10 protein-coding genes and 1 pseudogene are annotated in these 16,079 nt (G+C 68.3%); 2 read left to right on the forward strand and 9 right to left on the reverse strand.

Annotated elements, in window-relative coordinates:
* Positions 1–7 precede the first annotated feature (7 nt).
* The 7 genes and pseudogenes from glgX to glgA all read right to left on the reverse strand — a co-directional run bounded on the left by glgX (position 8) and on the right by glgA (position 12,004).
* Complete coding sequence (gene glgX / locus AC5P7E_RS07730) at positions 8–2,128, reverse strand: glycogen debranching protein GlgX (protein WP_114618331.1); 2,121 nt, start codon at positions 2,126–2,128, stop codon at positions 8–10.
* Positions 2,115–2,285 carry a DUF2934 domain-containing protein gene (locus tag AC5P7E_RS07735; RefSeq protein WP_005413658.1) on the reverse strand — a complete coding sequence of 57 codons (171 nt, stop codon included), beginning with the start codon at positions 2,283–2,285 and terminating at the stop codon, positions 2,115–2,117. The genes glgX and AC5P7E_RS07735 overlap by 14 nt, the downstream gene beginning before the upstream one ends.
* Positions 2,254–4,827, reverse strand: a complete 2,574-nt coding sequence (gene treY, locus AC5P7E_RS07740; protein ID WP_495222833.1) for a malto-oligosyltrehalose synthase — start codon at positions 4,825–4,827, stop codon at positions 2,254–2,256. Before treY ends, AC5P7E_RS07735 begins: the two co-directional genes overlap by 32 nt.
* The gene (locus AC5P7E_RS07745) at positions 4,824–6,668 is read right to left on the reverse strand and encodes a 4-alpha-glucanotransferase (RefSeq protein ID WP_114618329.1); all 1,845 of its coding nucleotides are present in this window, start codon (positions 6,666–6,668) and stop codon (positions 4,824–4,826) included. The genes treY and AC5P7E_RS07745 overlap by 4 nt, the downstream gene beginning before the upstream one ends.
* Positions 6,665–8,383, reverse strand: coding sequence for a malto-oligosyltrehalose trehalohydrolase (gene treZ / locus AC5P7E_RS07750; protein WP_111188879.1), 1,719 nt, complete (start codon positions 8,381–8,383; stop codon positions 6,665–6,667). Before treZ ends, AC5P7E_RS07745 begins: the two co-directional genes overlap by 4 nt.
* A complete protein-coding gene (locus AC5P7E_RS07755; protein ID WP_111188878.1) occupies positions 8,380–10,617 on the reverse strand; it encodes a 1,4-alpha-glucan branching enzyme in 2,238 nt (745 codons plus the stop codon). The genes treZ and AC5P7E_RS07755 overlap by 4 nt, the downstream gene beginning before the upstream one ends.
* A pseudogene (gene glgA / locus AC5P7E_RS07760) lies at positions 10,614–12,004 on the reverse strand (glycogen synthase GlgA). The gene AC5P7E_RS07755 and the pseudogene glgA overlap by 4 nt, the downstream one beginning before the upstream one ends.
* 579 nt (positions 12,005–12,583) lie before the next feature.
* On the opposite strand from glgA, the gene AC5P7E_RS07765 reads away from it, so the two are divergent.
* The gene (locus AC5P7E_RS07765) at positions 12,584–13,012 is read left to right on the forward strand and encodes a PAS domain-containing protein (protein ID WP_005409905.1); all 429 of its coding nucleotides are present in this window, start codon (positions 12,584–12,586) and stop codon (positions 13,010–13,012) included.
* Positions 13,009–14,538 carry a diflavin oxidoreductase gene (locus AC5P7E_RS07770; RefSeq protein WP_114618328.1) on the forward strand — a complete coding sequence of 510 codons (1,530 nt, stop codon included), beginning with the start codon at positions 13,009–13,011 and terminating at the stop codon, positions 14,536–14,538. The genes AC5P7E_RS07765 and AC5P7E_RS07770 overlap by 4 nt, the downstream gene beginning before the upstream one ends.
* A gap of 199 nt (positions 14,539–14,737) precedes the next feature.
* Here the strand turns inward: AC5P7E_RS07770 and AC5P7E_RS07775 are convergent, their stop codons facing one another.
* Both AC5P7E_RS07775 and modB read right to left on the reverse strand, forming a co-directional pair.
* On the reverse strand, positions 14,738–15,406 hold the full coding sequence (locus tag AC5P7E_RS07775) for a sulfate/molybdate ABC transporter ATP-binding protein (RefSeq protein WP_099473568.1): 669 nt from the start codon (positions 15,404–15,406) through the stop codon (positions 14,738–14,740).
* The gene (gene modB / locus AC5P7E_RS07780; protein ID WP_005409908.1) at positions 15,396–16,079 is read right to left on the reverse strand and encodes a molybdate ABC transporter permease subunit; all 684 of its coding nucleotides are present in this window, start codon (positions 16,077–16,079) and stop codon (positions 15,396–15,398) included. The genes AC5P7E_RS07775 and modB overlap by 11 nt, the downstream gene beginning before the upstream one ends.

Raw genomic sequence — 16,079 nt, forward strand, 5'->3', positions numbered from 1 at the left:
AGAGCAATCACGCGCTGCTGCTTGCCGCCAGCAGGCACAGGCTGCGCGGCGGCAGCGTCCAGGCGCCTTCCTCATCCGGCTCCAACGTCGTTTCGTCGGTCTGCAGGAGTACGCGCCGGAACGACAGGGCGTCGTCTGACACACAGAACCGCTGCGGCTGCTCCCCGGCGTTCAACAGCAGGGCCAGGCTGACATGCCGCCCGGGCTCGCGCAGGCCACTGTCCGGACTGCGACCGTCCAGCACGATCGCCAGCGCACGCAGCCCTGCGTCATGCCAGTCCGCTTCCTCCATGCCGCGACCATCGGGATGCCGCCAGTCGATATCGCGCAGGCCCAGCGCCTCATCGTACTCGCCGCGCAGGAACCGGTTCCGGCGCAGCAGGCCGTAGCGCCGGCGCAGTGACAGCGCCCGCCGCACGAACGCCACCTGCGCCTGTGCAGCCGGCAATGCTGCGCGCTCCCAGTCGATCCAGCTCAGTGGATTGTCCTGGCAGTAGGCGTTGTTGTTGCCCTGCTGCGAATGGCCGAACTCATCGCCCGCCAGCAGCATCGGCGTCCCCTGCGCCAGCAGCAGCGTGGCCAGCAGATTGCGCATCTGCCGCGCACGCAACGAAAGGATCGCCGCATCATCGGTGTCTCCCTCCACGCCGTGGTTGCTGGAGAGGTTGTGCGAGTGGCCGTCACGGTTGTCCTCGCCGTTGGCCTCGTTGTGGCGATCGTTGTAGCTGACCAGATCGTGCAGGGTGAATCCATCATGCGCCGTCACCAGATTGATGCTGGCCGACGGTCGCCTGCCGTGGTGTTCGAACAGGTCGGCCGAGCCAGTGAAGCGCGTGGCAAACTCCGCCAGCTGCCCGCCATCGCCACGCCACAGCGCGCGCACCGTGTCGCGGAAGCGGTCGTTCCACTCGGCCCAGCCCGGCGGAAACTGGCCCAGCTGGTAGCCGCCCGGGCCGATGTCCCATGGCTCGGCAATCAGTTTCACCTGGCTCAGGATCGGGTCCTGGCGTACCGCATCGAGGAAGCTGCCCGAGGCGTCAAAGCCATGCCGTTCGCGGCCGAGGATGGTTGCCAGGTCGAAGCGGAACCCATCCACCCGCATCTCGGTCACCCAGTAGCGCAGGGAGTCCATGACCATGCGCAGCGCACCGGCATTGGTCAGGTCGAACGTATTGCCGGTACCCGTATCGTTGATGTAATAGCGGCGATCATCGGCCAAACGGTAGTAGCTGGCGTTGTCGATGCCCTTGAACGACAGCGTAGGGCCCAGCTCGTTGCCTTCGGCCGTGTGGTTGTAGACCACGTCCAGGATGACCTCGATGCCCGCGTTGTGCAGGCGCGCGACCATCTGCTTGAACTCGGCCACGGTGCCCAGCGACAGATAGCGTGCCTGCGGCGCGAAGAAGCCGATGGTGTTGTATCCCCAGTAGTTGCGCAGCCCGCGCTCGAGCAGCTGCTGGTCATCCACGTAGGCATGCACCGGCAGCAGCTCGATGGCGGTCACCCCCAGATGGCTGAGGTGGTCGACCACCGCATCGTGCCGCAACGCGGAGAAAGTACCGCGCTCGGCCTGCGGGACGTCGGGATGCTGCATGGTCAGTCCGCGCACGTGGGCTTCGTAGATCACGGTCCGGTCCCAGGGCGTGGCAGGTGCACGCTCGACGCCCCAGCTGAAAGCCGGATCGATCACGGCACAGCGTGGCATGTAACTGGCGCTGTCGCGGCGGTCGAAACTGAGATCGCCATCGCGGTGACCCAGGGTGTAGCCGAACAGGTGTGGGGCCCACTTCAGTTCGCCGACGATCTGCTTGGCGTAGGGGTCCAGCAGCAGCTTGTTGGGATTGAAGCGATGGCCCTCTTCCGGGGCATACGGGCCGTGCACCCGGTAGCCGTAACGTTGCCCGGGCCGCACGTCCGGCAGGTAGCCGTGCCAGATCTCGTTGGTGTACTCGGGCAGCGCGATACGCTCGACTTCACGGTTGCGCGCGTCGAACAGGCAGAGTTCCACCCGGGTGGCGTGCCGAGAGTACAGCGCGAAGTTCACACCCAAGCCGTCCCAGGTCGCTCCCAGCGGGAACGGCCGGCCTTCGCGCACCCGCGAGGTCTGCGTCCACTTACGGCTGGCCATCGGTTCCCTCCTCGTCGCGCGCAGCGGCAATCTCGGCTTCCACCAGGCGCTCGGCCATGTGCCAATGCCGCTGCTGCTGGTCGTCCGGGCGCCCTTCCGCTTCCCATATCTGATGGGCCAATGCCTCAATCCGCTGCCGTCGTTCCCTGCTGTCCATTCCTGTCCGTCTCCTCGTTGATCCATACCGCCAACGGGCTGCCAGCCAGAAGCCGTGCCGCGTCCCCGGTTGCCTTGAAATGTTCGATGCGCCCGTCCAGCAGGTTGCGCATGGGGCCTGTCGGCAGCCCGTGCAGCATCAGGCCAGTGCCGACGTCGTGTGCTGCGTGCAGGCCGGGCCCGGGCACGGCGGTGGGCGAACCACGCCGCACGATCACCAGCAGCACCTGCGCCTGATGCCTGCGCGCGAATGCCAGCCAGGGCGAACGCGCCGGTACGGACAGCGGCTGCAGTTGGCCGTGCAGGAACAGCTGCGGGTGCCTGCGGCGGCACTCCAGCAAGCGCCTGAGCAGAAATGCCTTGACGCCACCGTCCCGCCAGTCCTCCAGCAGGGCGGGCCAACCGCGCGTATCGCGCAGCCACGCCTGCCGCACTGGATAGTCCACGGCACGCCGGTTGTCCGGGTCCACCAGGCTCAGGTCCCAGCCTTCCCCGCCCTGGTAGAGGTCGGGCACGCCGGGCAGGCAGTGCTGCAGGCACAGCTGTGCCAGGCCGTTGCAGGCGCCGGCCGGCGCAATGCGCGCCACGAACGTCGCCAGCGCCTCCCGCACCGGCTGCAATGGCGCTCCATGCAGCAGCGCGTGCAGCCACTGCGCGGCGGCCTCCTCCACCGCCACGTTGGGATCGGACCAGCTGCTGACCCGTTTGCCCTCGCGCAACGCCTTGGTCAGCCATTGCACCATCCTCGATGCGAAGTCGGCGCCCGGGTTACCGTGCATCGGCCACGCGGCCACGAGCGCCTGCCACAGCGCATAGGCCTCGGCACCCGGCAACGGCATCGGCGCGCCCGCGCGGGTCGACATCCGGCTCCAGCGCCGCACAGCCTCCCGCCACGCGACCGTGCAGGTGCTGAGAACCGCCAGCCGGGCCCGGCTGTCGGCCCCGCGCTTGTGATCGTGGGTCGCCAGCGCAAGCAATGTCCGCGGATGGCGCTGCAGGCGTCTCACTGCGTGTTCCAGCAGCTCGCGTCCCTCCATGCCCAGCCGCTGCGGATCACTTCCGACTTCGTTGCGCGACAGCAGCCTGAAGTAACGATAGAAGCCTGTGTCCTCCACCGACTTGGCATTCAACGGCGCGGCCAATTGCCCGAATCTCACCCGCAGCGCGCGCTCGGCCTCCGCCTCGCCGGGAAGTGCCCGCAGCAGCAGATCCAGTGCCGCGTGTGCCGTACCGTCCAGTGCCTCGCGTGCTGCTACGGCAGCGTCCACCAAGGCCTTCCGTTCACCCGCATCCTGCAGCGAATAGGGGCGGTAGGTACGGTAGTGCCGCAGCAGCGCGGCCAATGCACGGGCCAGCGCAGCGGCTCCGATATCGGCTTCGGCCAGCCGGGGCTGCAGGACCCGCTGCGCGCTGCGCAGCAGCCGCTGGAAGTCGGCGTGGAGCGACGTGCGCAGCAGCATGCTGCGGGCGTCCTGCTGCAGGTCGTCAAAGCTGCGCGCGTCACCACTCGCCGCTTGCCAGGCGCGGGAAAGCGCGGGGGCAGCTGCCGGATCATGCAGCCATGCGCCGACCTGGTCCATGAAGTCATAGCCGGTCGTGCCGTCGCAGGCCCAGCCATCGGGCAGCTGTTCGTCCTCCGCCAGAATCTTCTCCACATGCAGGCTCACCGCCTGCGGGTCACGACCGCCGGCCGCGCAGGCCTCGACGAGCGACGCACGCAGATGTTGCAGGTAGGCTCCGGGCGACGACAGGCCATCCACATGGTCAATGCGCAGGCCATCCACCCAGCCCTCGCGTACCAGCCGCAGTGGCAGTGCGTGTACTGCCTCGAACACCTCGTTGCGCTCCACCCGTAACGCGGCCAGTTCGTTGATGTCGAAGAAGCGCCGGTAGTTCACCTGATCGCCCGCCGTGCGCCACCAAGCCAGCCGGTAGTGCTGCCGCCGCAGCAGCGTGTGCAACCGTTCGACGCTGCGGTTGCAGCGTTCCGCCCATGCCGGCCACTGCGCGGGTGCCAGCGGATGGCTGCGCGGAGACAACGGCAATGCCAGCCCGTGATGACGCAGCGTCGGCCGCTCATCGTCCACTGCTACGCGCAACACGCCATCGCGCACGGCGTCGTGCAGTGGCCGGTCCAGCACTGGCAGCCAGAGCCGGCCCTCGCAGCCCGGCGCCTCCCAGTCAATGTCGAACCATCCTGCATGGGGACTTCTGCACCCGTGCAGCAGCACATCGCTCCACCAGGGCGTCTGCGGGGATGCCGCAAGATGGTTGGGTACGATGTCCAGGATCAGGCCCATGCCATGCGCACGCGCCGCTGTCGCCAGCCGCTGGAAGGCTTCTTCGCCGCCCAGTTCCGGATTGATGCGGGCCGGGTCGATGCCATCGTAGCCATGCATGGACCCTGGCATCGCAGCGCTGATCGGCGACAGGTAAAGGTGGCTGAGGCCCAGCGCGGCGTAGTACGGCAGCTGCGCCGCAGCGGCCTCGAAGTTGAAGCCTGCATGCAGCTGCAGGCGTGCGGTGGCACGCAACCGGGTCATCGTCCCGCCTTGCGTCGCGTGGCGCTGAACCGGGCAATGCGCGCATCGGCCGCGTCCGGATCCCACGCAAGCGGCAAGCGTCGGCGCCAGTTCGGGTGACCATTGACGGTACCCGGCAGGTTCACCTGCGCGCGGCTGCCCAGCGCATCTTCCAGCGGGAGCAGCGCCAGCCGTGAAGGTGCGTGCGCCACCAGTGACAGCGCACGCGCTTCCAGCGTCGCGCCCTCGCCCCGGGCGACTGCGGACAGCGCCTGTACCTCGCTGGCACGCGCGTGCAGCGCCGCGGGAAGCTCGGTCAGCTCACCCAGGCGTGCACGCCAGCGCAGGTCGCGCCCACGCAGCCAGCCGGCCAGCGGCGGCAGATCATGGGTGGAGGGCATGGCCACCGCATCGCGGCGCCACCGTGGCGCCGGCAGGAAGCGCTCACCGTTGCGGGCGAACGGCAGCACCTCCAGCCCCAGCACGCCACGGGCTGCCAGTCGCTGGCGGATACCCGGAGGAACCACGCCCAGGTCTTCGCCAATCAGCACGCAGCGATGGCGCCACGATTCCAGCACCAGCAGGTTGATCAGATCATCGAACGGATAGCGCAGATACACCCCCTGCCCGGCGCCCGCGCCACGAGGCAGCACCCACAGCCGCTGCAGGCCCAGGATGTGGTCGATGCGCAATCCACCGCGACCCGCCATCACGGCGCGCAACACGCGGATGAACGGTTCAAACCCCTCGCGCTGCAACGCAGAGGGTGACCAGCTGGTGATACCCCAGGCCTGGCCCAGCGGATTGAACGCATCCGGCGGCGCGCCCAGCTCGAGGCCCTGCAGCAGGCGGTCGCCGCCGGTCCGGGCCTCGACGCCCTGCGGTGCACAACCCACTGCCAGATCCGCGATCAGTCCGATCGACGCGCCGTCGTTGCGCAGTCCCGCCTGCACCTGCGCCCAGCCTTGCCGCGCCAACCACTGCGCAAACGCATGGTCGTCGGCGCTTCCAGTGAATCGGTCGGCGGCGTGCTGGCAATACTGCAGCAGGGGTTCGCCCTGCGCATCGCACCACGTCTGCATCTGTTCGTACTGTGCCGGCGCCTGCTGCCGCAGCCATTGGCGCCCCTGGCGCAGCCAGCGCCACTTCACTGCCGCCGAGTGCGGCCAGTCGATGCGGCGTGCTGCGGTAGCCGCTTCAACGGCCATCGCCAGTGCTTCGTCCTCGCGCAACACGCTGCCGGCGGCCTCCGGCAAAACCTGCGGCAGCGACACCTGCAGCGGATCGAGCCAGCGCCGGTCGCTGGGCGAGTAAGGACTGTAGCCCGTGCCCGGTGCCAGGCCGGCGTGCAGCGGACTCAACGCCAGTGCATCGCCGCCGTGACGGTGCAGCAGCTCGCGCCACCGCGCACAGCCGGCGCTGTCACCGATGCCGGCATCACCGGGCGCGCGCAGGCTGTAGACCTGCGCCGACAGACCCCAACCGCGCAGCAGGCCCTGCGGCCACCAGGCACGCTGCGGTGCCACCGCAACCGCCTGTTGCTGCCCGCCCTGGCGCCACTGCCAATAGCCTGGCTGATCCGGAACCCGCCAGCGCCCTTGCGCATCCGCACGTGCAGGCAACGCTGCGCCCTGCTCATCCACCCAGCACGCCGCGCCCGTTGCCTCAGGCATGGCCAGGAGCTGACCACAGCAGGCGGTGAGCAACGGGTGGGCCACCGGCGCACCGTCGCACGCGAACTCCGACAGCACGGCGCGCAGCACGTCCGGCGCAACCTCGCGCTCTGCTCCGGCCACGTCGGTCCAGCGGACCAGCAGGCCCACACGGCGAGCCGCCTCCCGCACCGCCGCATCCGTATTCATGCGGCGATCCAGCGCGCAAGCGCACCGCCGCCTGCCGGCAGCATCGCGGCCGCGTCCGGCCCAACGACGCACTCGCCGGCCGGCACCGCATGCGCCACCGGCACAGGGCCCACGTTGATCGCGATCCACCATTGGCCCGAGGGCAACTGCCAGCCCGCCTGCACCGCGCCCTGGCCCAGCACGCGCGCGCCCAGCGACCGCGCCTGCAGCAGGCCAGGCTGCAGATAGCGCCTGCGCAGGCCGAGGAACTCACCCGTGCAGCGCAGCCAGTGCTGCGACCAGGGATCATCGCCGGGCGGCGGCGTGTACGACGCCTGCAGGGTCGCCGCATCGTTCGGGTCCGGAATACGCGCGCGCGCGGCGGCGTCGGCAAAGGCACTGAAACCGGAGAACTCACGGCGACGCCCTTCACGCACCGCCTCGTCCAGCGGTGGCGCGTAGTCGGTGAAGAACAGGAATGGCGATTGCGCCTGCCACGGTTCGCCCATGAACAGCAGCGGGATCATCGGCGTCAGCAGGGTCAGGGCCAGCGCCGCGCGCAGCGGGGCAGGATCGGTCAGCATCGACAGGCGCTCGCCGAAGGCGCGGTTGCCCACCTGGTCGTGGTTCTGCGCGAATACCACAAAACGCGCGGGCGACAGGTCGACGCTGGGCTCGCCACGGGGATGGCCGTGCAGGTCCGGCTCGCCCTGCCAGGCGAATCCTTCGGCCAGGCAGCGCGCCAGGAGTGCTTCGGCGCGCCCGGCATAGGCCGCGTAATAGCCTTCCTGCTCGCCGGTCAGCATCACATGCAGCGCGTTGTGGAAGTCGTCGTTCCACTGTCCCTGATAGGCGCCGCGCAGCCACCGCACCTGGTTGCGTTCGTTCTCCAGCACCAGGTGCGCGTGAGGGGCCACCGCACGTACCTCGTCGGCAAGCTGCTGCAGGAAACGGTCATCGTCAATGGCGTGCACCGCATCCAGGCGCAGGCCGTCGACGCCATAGTCGCGCAGCCACATCAGCGCATTGTCGATGAAGAACCGCCGCACCCAGGGCTGGCGGAAGTCGATGGCCTCGCCCCACGGCGTGCTGCGATCGTCACGGAAGAACCCACACGCGTAGTCGCGCAGACGGTTCCCCTGCGGCCCGAAGTGGTTGTAGACCACATCCAGCAGCACCGAGAGCCCTGCATCGTGCGCCGCGTCGACAAAGGCCTTCAGCGCGGACGGACCGCCATAGGCCAGCGCGGGTGCATACGGGAACACGCCGTCGTAGCCCCAGTTGCGGCCACCGGGAAACTGCGCGACCGGCATCAGTTCAATGGCGGTGATGCCCAGGGCCGCCAGCATCGGCAGCTGCGCGGTCAACGCCGCGAACCCGCCGCCGGCCTCGATGTGCACTTCATAGATCACCAGGTCCTGCCAGGCATGCCCCTGCCACGTGGGCTGTGCTCCATCCGTGCCAAGCACCACCGCGCTGTCACCATCGACGCCGTCCGGTTGCCAGCGCGAGGCGGGGTCGGGCACGTCCTGGCCGGACGGCAGGCGGAACCGGTAGCGGTCACCATGCGACGCCTGTGTCCGCAGCCAGTGGCAGCCGTCCGGGTCGCGGTGCATCGGCCGCAGCACGCCCTGCAGGCACAGCGCCACGGTGCCTGCATCCGGTGCCCACACGCGGAACTCGACACCTTCACCGGCCACCGGCCATGCGCCCAGGCGCGGCGCCACTGCGGTCATGCATCAACCTGCAGGTACAGCGTGGACAGCGGCGGCAGTGTGAGCCGCAGCGACTGCGGGTGACCATGCATCGGCCTCGGCTCGGTATGCACTGCGCCGAGGTTTCCCGCGTTGCCGCCACCGTAGTAACCGCTGTCGGTGTTGAGCCGTTCGGTCCAACACCCCGGTTGCGGCACACCGACCCGGTAGCCGTCGCGACGTACCGGAGTGAAGTTGCTCACTACCAGAAGGGTGCGGCCGCTACCGGCCGGATCCCGGCGGATGAAGGCGTAGACGCTGTTGCGGCTGTCGTCGGCCACGCTCCAGTCGAAACCGCGTTCGTCGCGTTCGTCGCGGTGCAACGCGGGTTCGGAGCGCAGCACGGCATTGAGGTCGCCCACCAGGCGCGACAGGCCCTGGCCCTCGTTGCTGGCCGCCCGTGCCCAGTCCAGTGCCGCATCGTGCGACCACTCCTGTCCCTGGCCGAACTCGCCGCCCATGAACAGCAGTTTGCTGCCCGGGTGCGCCCACATGAAACCGTAGTACGCGCGGAGCTGGGCCAGCCGCTGCGCCGGCTCGCCCGCCATCTTGGCCAGCAGCGCTCCCTTGCCGTGCACCACCTCGTCATGCGAAAGCGGAAGCACGAACCGTTCGGAGAAGGCGTAGACCAGGCCGAAGCTGATCTCACTATGGTGATGCTGGCGATGAACCGGATCGCGCCCGAGGTACTGCAGGGTGTCATGCATCCAGCCCATGTTCCATTTGTGGGTGAAACCAAGCCCGCCCTGCTCCACCGGCGCGGTCACCCCTGGCCATGCGGTGGATTCCTCGGCGATCACCAGCACATCCGGGAAGCGCTCCCTCAGCGTCTGGTTCATCCGCCGTAGAAAAGCGACCGCCTGCAGGTTCTCGCGCCCGCCCTGCTCGTTGGGTATCCACTGGCCCTCGGCACGGCTGTAATCCCGGTACAGCATCGACGCCACGGCATCCACGCGCAGACCATCGATGTGGAACCGCTCCACCCACTCCAATGCACTGCCGATCAGGTAGGCGGCCACTTCGTTGCGGCCATAGTTGTAGATCAGCGTGTCCCAGTCGGCGTGCACCCCTTCGCGCGGGTCGGCATGCTCGTACAGCGCGGTGCCATCGAACCCGGCCAGGCCATGCGCATCGTTCGGGAAGTGCGCGCTCACCCAGTCCACGATCACCCCTACGCCGGCCTGATGGCAGCGGTCCACGAAGCGTGCGAAGGCCTGTGGCGTGCCATGGCGCGCGGTTGGCGCGTAGATCCCCAGTGGCTGATAGCCCCAGGAACCGCCAAAGGGATGCTCGCTGACCGGCAGCAGCTCGATGTGGGTGAAACCAAGCCCTGCCACGTACGGAATCAACCGGTCGGCCAAGGCATCCCAGTCCAGCGGCGAACCATCGTCGCTGCGCTGCCAGGAGCCCGCATGCACTTCGTAGATGGACAGCGGCGTGCAGGTTCCGGCCTGCCGCCGCGCCGCCAACCATGCGTCATCGTGCCACTGCATCGGCGCTGCCGAAGGCACCCGCGAGGCGGTGGCCGGTGGCAGCTCGGCCCAGCGCGCCATCGGATCGAACTTGTCGGGCATCACCCGGCCGTCGGCGCCGACGATGCGGAATTTGTAGCGGGCACCGGCCTGCACGCCAGGCAGGAACAGCTCCCACACGCCAGCGGTGTGGCGCAGCCGCATCGGATGGCGCCGGCCATCCCACCCGTTGAAATCGCCGACCACGGCAACCCTTCGTGCGTTGGGGGCCCACACCGCGAAGCGCACGCCGTCGATACCCTGTACCTGCATCGCTACTGCGCCCAACTGGCGCGCTGCATCAGCGTCACCGGCATGGAAATGCTGCAGCAGCGCCTCATCCAGCAGCGGACCGAAGGAATAGGCATCGTGCACCTGCTCCACACCCTGCTCGAAATGCAGGGCGAGCAGCGGCACGGGCGCTTCACCTGCTGCACCTTCGAACAGGCCGGGCAAGGGACCCGGTTGCAGATCCCAGCGCCGCTCCGGGCCCGCAATCACCTCCACGCGACGCGCGTGGGGCACCAGAACGCGCAGCTGGCGCTGGCCATCGGGCTGTTGGTGCGGCCCGAGCCAGGCAAACGCATCGGCCGCCCGTGCATGAACCAGGTCGTCCAGGACCGGAGCCACCACGCCCTCCTCCCGTCCGGCGGTCGCCATGGGCTCGTCCTCGAGGGCGACCGGCTGCAGGCTGTCGTGACTCATGCGGCCACCTGGCAGGTCTGCTGGTATAGCGCCAGATATGCGCGCCCCGCCGCATCCCAACCGCCCGGCCGCAGCATGGCCGCGCGGCGCATGGCCTGCAGCAGGCCGGGCAGGCGGAAGGTGCGCATCGCCCGTTCCACACAGCGGCGCAAGCCATCGGCATTCGCGCCGTGGAACAGGAATCCGGTCACGCCATCCTCAACGGTATCGACCAGCCCGCCGGTCGCGTGCGCGATTGGCAGGCAGCCGAAGCGCTGCGCGTACATCTGGCTCAACCCACAGGGTTCGAAACGCGAAGGCATCAGCAGGAAATCGGCGCCAGCAAACATCTGGCGGGCCAGCGCCTCTTCGAAGCCGATGAATGCGCCCACCCGTCCGGGGTAGCGCCGGGCCAGCGCCTGCACCTGCGCTTCCACCTGCGGCTCGCCGCCACCGATGATGACCAGCTGGCCGCCGGCCGCCACGATCTGCGGCGCCACGTCGCATGTGATGTCCAGGCCTTTCTGGTGCACCAGGCGGGAGACCACCGCGAACAGCGGGCCGGCCGAGGGCGCCAGGCCGAATGCACTGCGCACCGCGTGCGCATTGGTGGCGCGCCCGGTCCATTCGCCGATGCCGAAATGGGCCTTGAGGTGGATGTCGCGGCGTGGATCCCAGCTGGCGTCGATGCCGTTGACGATGCCACTCAGGTGTCCGCCGGCCGCCCGGCGCGCCAACAGGTCATGCAGCCCGCAGCCGTCATCCGGGGCGGTGATCTGTTGCGCGTAGCGCAGGCTGACCGTGTTCAGGCGCGTGGCATTGGTGATCCCGCCCTGCAGGAACGACATCTGCCCGTGGAAGTGCAGTTCATCCAGGTGTTCGACCGGTACGCCCAGCACAGGTGCAAGCGCATACGGAAACAGCCCCTGGTAAGCCAGGTTGTGGATGGTCAGCAGGGTCGGCACGGTGGTCCGGTCCCAACGCACGTAGGCTGCCGCCATGGCCACAGGCCAATCATTCAGGTGCAGCAGCTGCGGCGACCAGTCCAGCCCGGCACGCCCGGCCGCAATCTCCGTCGCCGCGTGTGAGAGCGTGGCGAAGCGAACCGCGTTGTCCTTCCACTCCTGGCCCTGCCCATCAACGTATGGCGAACCTTCGCGCTCGTACAGCTCTGGCGAGAGCAGCACGTAGATCGGAAGGCCGTCTGCCTGCACTGCCATGCCGATCCCGCACGCAGGCAGGCCCGCCCTCGCGCTGACCTGTCCCACCCGCTGCAGCTGTGGCAGGCGCTGCAGTACCTCCGGGTAGCCGGGCAGCAGCACGCGCGAATCACAGGCGCCGCGTACCGCACGCGGCAGGGCTGCGGCCACGTCGCCCAGGCCCCCGGCCTTGATGAAGTCGGCCCCATCTCGGTCGCGACGAACAACACACGCTGTACCAGCTCCGGCAGCTGCAGAGGCTGCGAGTGGCCACGCCGGGTGCCGATCGGCACGAGCGAACCGGGAGAGGTCGCAACAGATGAAGCGGACTGGACAGCGCGGGCCATGGGAGGGTCTCTCGGGTATTTCAGGCAGACGGACGCCAGCGGCGCCCGGACGGGCGCTGATGGTGGGAAGGAAGTCGACGCAGGACGTGGGGGACGTCAGCGAGAGGCTCAGGACGACAATAGCCCTGCATGCGATCAATCAACCGTGAAGCCATGGCGATTTCTTTGTGACAACACGTCATGAGCTCAGTACACATGACATGCGCCCGCCTCCTGCCCGTGTCTCCTGCGATGGGGCCGAGCCCACGCCCGGCTGTTGGCAATCCCACGTGCCGCCTGAGCCGAGCTGGATTGGTCTTTAAGAGACTCACCCTGCGACACCCGGTCGCAGGCCTTCGCGCTACGCGCTTGACCAATGTCAAACCGCCCGCCGCCGCGCGGGCGTATTCCTATGCAGGACCCGAACACGCCGGCGCGGCCGGCATCCACAAGGACCCTGCGATGAGCTACACCCCCGACAACGCCCAGCTGCTGAACGCCATGCAGAACGTCATGGTGATCTCCACCACCGACCTGCAGGGCAACATCACCTACGCCAATGACCTGTTCTGCACGCTCACCGGCTTCGCCCGCGAAGAGCTGATCGGCCAGCCGCACAGCATCGTGCGCCACCCGGACGTGCCCAAGGCCGTATACAAGGACATGTGGGACACCATCAAGGCCGGCAAGACCTGGACCGGCATCGTGCCCAACCTCGGCAAGGGCGGCGTGCTCTACGTGGTCGACACCACCGTGCAGCCGCTGTTCGACGCAGACGGCAACATCACCTCCTACATCAGCATCCGCCGCGTGGTGAACGACCTGATGCAGAACTATGACCTGGTTGAGTTCAGCAAGGAAAAGTTCGACGACTTCTACGAGGCCGCGTGAACGCTCTCCCGACCAGTACGCCCTTCAGCCGTCTGCTGGTGGGTTTCGCGTCCGAGTCGGGCAACGCCCGCGCCCTGGCCCAGCGCCTGGGCGCGGAACTGCAGCCGCATGGGCCGCAGGTGCTCCCGTTCAACGACATCGACGTAGCCAGTCTCGGCCAAGGCGATGTGCTGCTGGCGATCTCCAGTTCCTTCGGTGACGGTGAGCCGCCAGCCAATGGCGAGCAGTTCTTCGAAACGCTGCGCCAGATCCCGACGCTGAGCGGCCTGCGCTATGCAGTGTTCGGGCTCGGTGATACCGGCTACCCGAGCTTCTGCGGCTTCACCAAGGCGCTGGATGCCGCGCTGAGCGAGCGCCAGGCGCAGCCGCTGCTGCATCGGGTGGACGCCGACCTGGGCTACGAGCAGTTCTTCCAGCAATGGCAGCCGGTGCTCGGCCAGGTGCTGGATGGCGACCTCAGCGCTGGCCAGCACCTGCACCTGCAGGTCACCGCCTATGGCGAAGACAATGCCTTTGCCGCTCCCATCCTCGAACGCCGCCGCTTGAACAGCAGCGACCCGGCCGCCTGGCACCTGCAACTGGACATTGCCGGCAGTGGCATGGCCTACCGCGCGGGGGACACCCTGCACGTGGTACCCGAGAACGACCCTGCCTTGCTGCAGGCATTGGCTACCTGGTACGGCGACACCGCCGCCGTGGCCGCCCTGCACGACCGCGAGCTGCGCCTGCTGAGCAAGGGCGTGCTGCGCGAACTGGCCAAGCTCGGCAGTAGTGAGGTACTGAAGGGCCTGTTGAAGGTCAGCCAGAAGCGCGAGCTGGAAGCCTACCTGCACGGCCTGGACTTGCTGGACGTGCTGCAGGACCACGCCACGCCGGACAGCGTGCCGCTTGCCCGGCTGCGCGAACTGCTGTCACCGCGGCTGCCGCGTGCCTATTCGATCGCCTCGCACCCGTGCGACGACCAGCTGAGCCTGTGCGTGCGCGAAGTGCGCTACACCCTGCGCGGCCGCGAACGCTTCGGCACTGCCACCGGCAGCCTGCTGCATGGCGGCGAGCACGCCCGTGTGTACTGCCGCTCCAACCCTGGCTTCCACCTGCCCGATACCGGCCAGGCGCCGCTGCTGCTGGTCGGCACCGGCACCGGCATCGCACCGCTGATGGGCCTGATGCAGGAGCTGCAGGCCAACGGCTGCGAACGCGAGGTGCACCTGGTGTTTGGCGAGAAGCACCGCCAGCACGATTACCTGTATCGCGACCAGCTGCAGGACTGGCACGCGCGTGGCGTGCTGGCCGGCCTGCATACCGCGTTCTCGCGCGATGGCGCTGAAAAGATCTATGTGCAGCACGTGCTGCAGCAGCGCGCCAGCGAAGTGCGCGACGTCCTGGCCCGTGGCGGGCATCTTTACCTGTGCGGCAACAAGCACCATCTGGAAGGCGCGGTGCGCGAGGCCATCGATGCCATCGGTGGCGAAGGACACTGGGACGCGCTGCGGGGTGAAGGCCGCACGCACTGTGAGTTGTATTGATCCCTCCCACTGGACTGCACGAATCCTGGACCGGTAGAGCCGGCCGCTGGCCGGCATTACCAGAATATGTAGCCAACCATCGCCCGTGCATCACGGTAGAGCCGGCCGCTGGCCGGCTGCCCAGTATCCCTTGGTTGCCGGCCAGCGGCCGGCACTACCATCAGATGTGACCCACCGTCGCCGGTGCGTCCATCACGGGTCAATTGCCGACAATGCGGCCGTCCACCATGCGCGCCACCTGCTGACCGAACATCGCCACGTCCTGTGGATCGTGGCTGATCAACAGCAGCGGAATGCCGGTCTTGTCCAGCACGGTCTCCAGCTCCTGGCGCAGATGCTGGCGCAGGTCATGGTCCAGTGCGGAGAACGGCTCATCCAGCAGCAGCGCCTGCGGCTGCGTCACCAGGGCGCGCGCCAATGCAGTGCGCTGGCGCTGGCCACCGGAGACCTGCGACGGCAGCAGATCGCCCACCGTGTCGATGCGGAATGCGTGCAGCCACTGCTCCACCGCATCGAAACGCTGGCCGACCCGCGGATTCAGCCATCCCTTCTGCAGCCCGAACGCCACGTTCTGGCGCACGCTCAGGTGCGGGAACAACGCGTAGTCCTGGAACACGTAGCCCAGCCGGCGGCGCTGCGGCGGCAGATCCACAGCGGTGGCCGCGTCGAACAGGGTCTGCCCCTGCAGGCGCACATGGCCCTGGCCCGGCCGCAGCAGCCCGGCCACCGCCTTCAGGGTCAGGCTCTTGCCGGCGCCTGAAGGCCCGAACAGCACCACCTGCCGCTGCGTGCACTGCAGCGATACGTCCAACACGAAATCCTGGCCGGCCGCCTGCAGGCGGCGCTGCACTTGCAGGTCAAGCCACATCACGCAGCTCCCGGCGACGTCCGCCCACCAGCCGCGCTGCCAGCAACAGGATCACGATGCACACCACCGAAGTCAGGATCACCAGCGCATTGGCCTTGCCATCCTGGCCGGCCTGCACCGCCTCGTAGATGGCGATCGACAGCGTCTGCGTGCGTCCCGGAATGCTGCCCGCCACCATCAATGTCGCGCCGAATTCACCCATCGCGCGTGCGAAGGCCAGCAGCAGACCGGCAAGAATGCCGCGCCACGCCAGCGGCAGCGTGACGCGGAAGAACACCGCCGCTTCGGACACACCCAGCGTGCGCGCGGCCTGCTCCAGCTGCCCGTCCACTTCTTCGAACGCCGCGCGTGCCGGCTTGAACACCAGCGGCAGCGAAGCCACCGCCGCGGCGATCACCGCGGCCTGCCAGGTGAACACCAGGTTGATGCCGAACCACGACTGCAGCCACGCGCCGATCGGGCCGTTGCGGCCGATCAGCACCAGCAGGTAATAGCCCAGTACCGTCGGTGGCAGCACCATCGGCAGGGTCAGCAGCGAATCCAGCAGCTCGCGCCCGGGAAAGCGCCGCCGCGCCAGCAGCGCGCCCAGTGCCACGCCCAGCACCAGATTGATCGCGGTGGCCCAGCCGGCCACCTTCAGCGACAACCCCAGTGCGCTCCAGTCCAGATCCAT

Source organism: Stenotrophomonas sp. YJH_SMC_25 (assembly GCF_059369595.1).

What these genes read in the sequence shown, in the direction of transcription:
- glgX (WP_114618331.1), bottom strand. Translation starts at nt 2,128, where the DNA reads ATGGCCAGCCGTAAGTGGACGCAGACCTCGCGGGTGCGCGAAGGCCGG.
- AC5P7E_RS07735 (WP_005413658.1), bottom strand. Translation starts at nt 2,285, where the DNA reads ATGGACAGCAGGGAACGACGGCAGCGGATTGAGGCATTGGCCCATCAG.
- treY (WP_495222833.1), bottom strand. Translation starts at nt 4,827, where the DNA reads ATGACCCGGTTGCGTGCCACCGCACGCCTGCAGCTGCATGCAGGCTTC.
- AC5P7E_RS07745 (WP_114618329.1), bottom strand. Translation starts at nt 6,668, where the DNA reads ATGAATACGGATGCGGCGGTGCGGGAGGCGGCTCGCCGTGTGGGCCTG.
- treZ (WP_111188879.1), bottom strand. Translation starts at nt 8,383, where the DNA reads ATGACCGCAGTGGCGCCGCGCCTGGGCGCATGGCCGGTGGCCGGTGAA.
- AC5P7E_RS07755 (WP_111188878.1), bottom strand. Translation starts at nt 10,617, where the DNA reads ATGAGTCACGACAGCCTGCAGCCGGTCGCCCTCGAGGACGAGCCCATG.
- AC5P7E_RS07765 (WP_005409905.1), top strand. Translation starts at nt 12,584, where the DNA reads ATGAGCTACACCCCCGACAACGCCCAGCTGCTGAACGCCATGCAGAAC.
- AC5P7E_RS07775 (WP_099473568.1), bottom strand. Translation starts at nt 15,406, where the DNA reads ATGTGGCTTGACCTGCAAGTGCAGCGCCGCCTGCAGGCGGCCGGCCAG.
- modB (WP_005409908.1), bottom strand. Translation starts at nt 16,079, where the DNA reads ATGGATCTGGACTGGAGCGCACTGGGGTTGTCGCTGAAGGTGGCCGGC.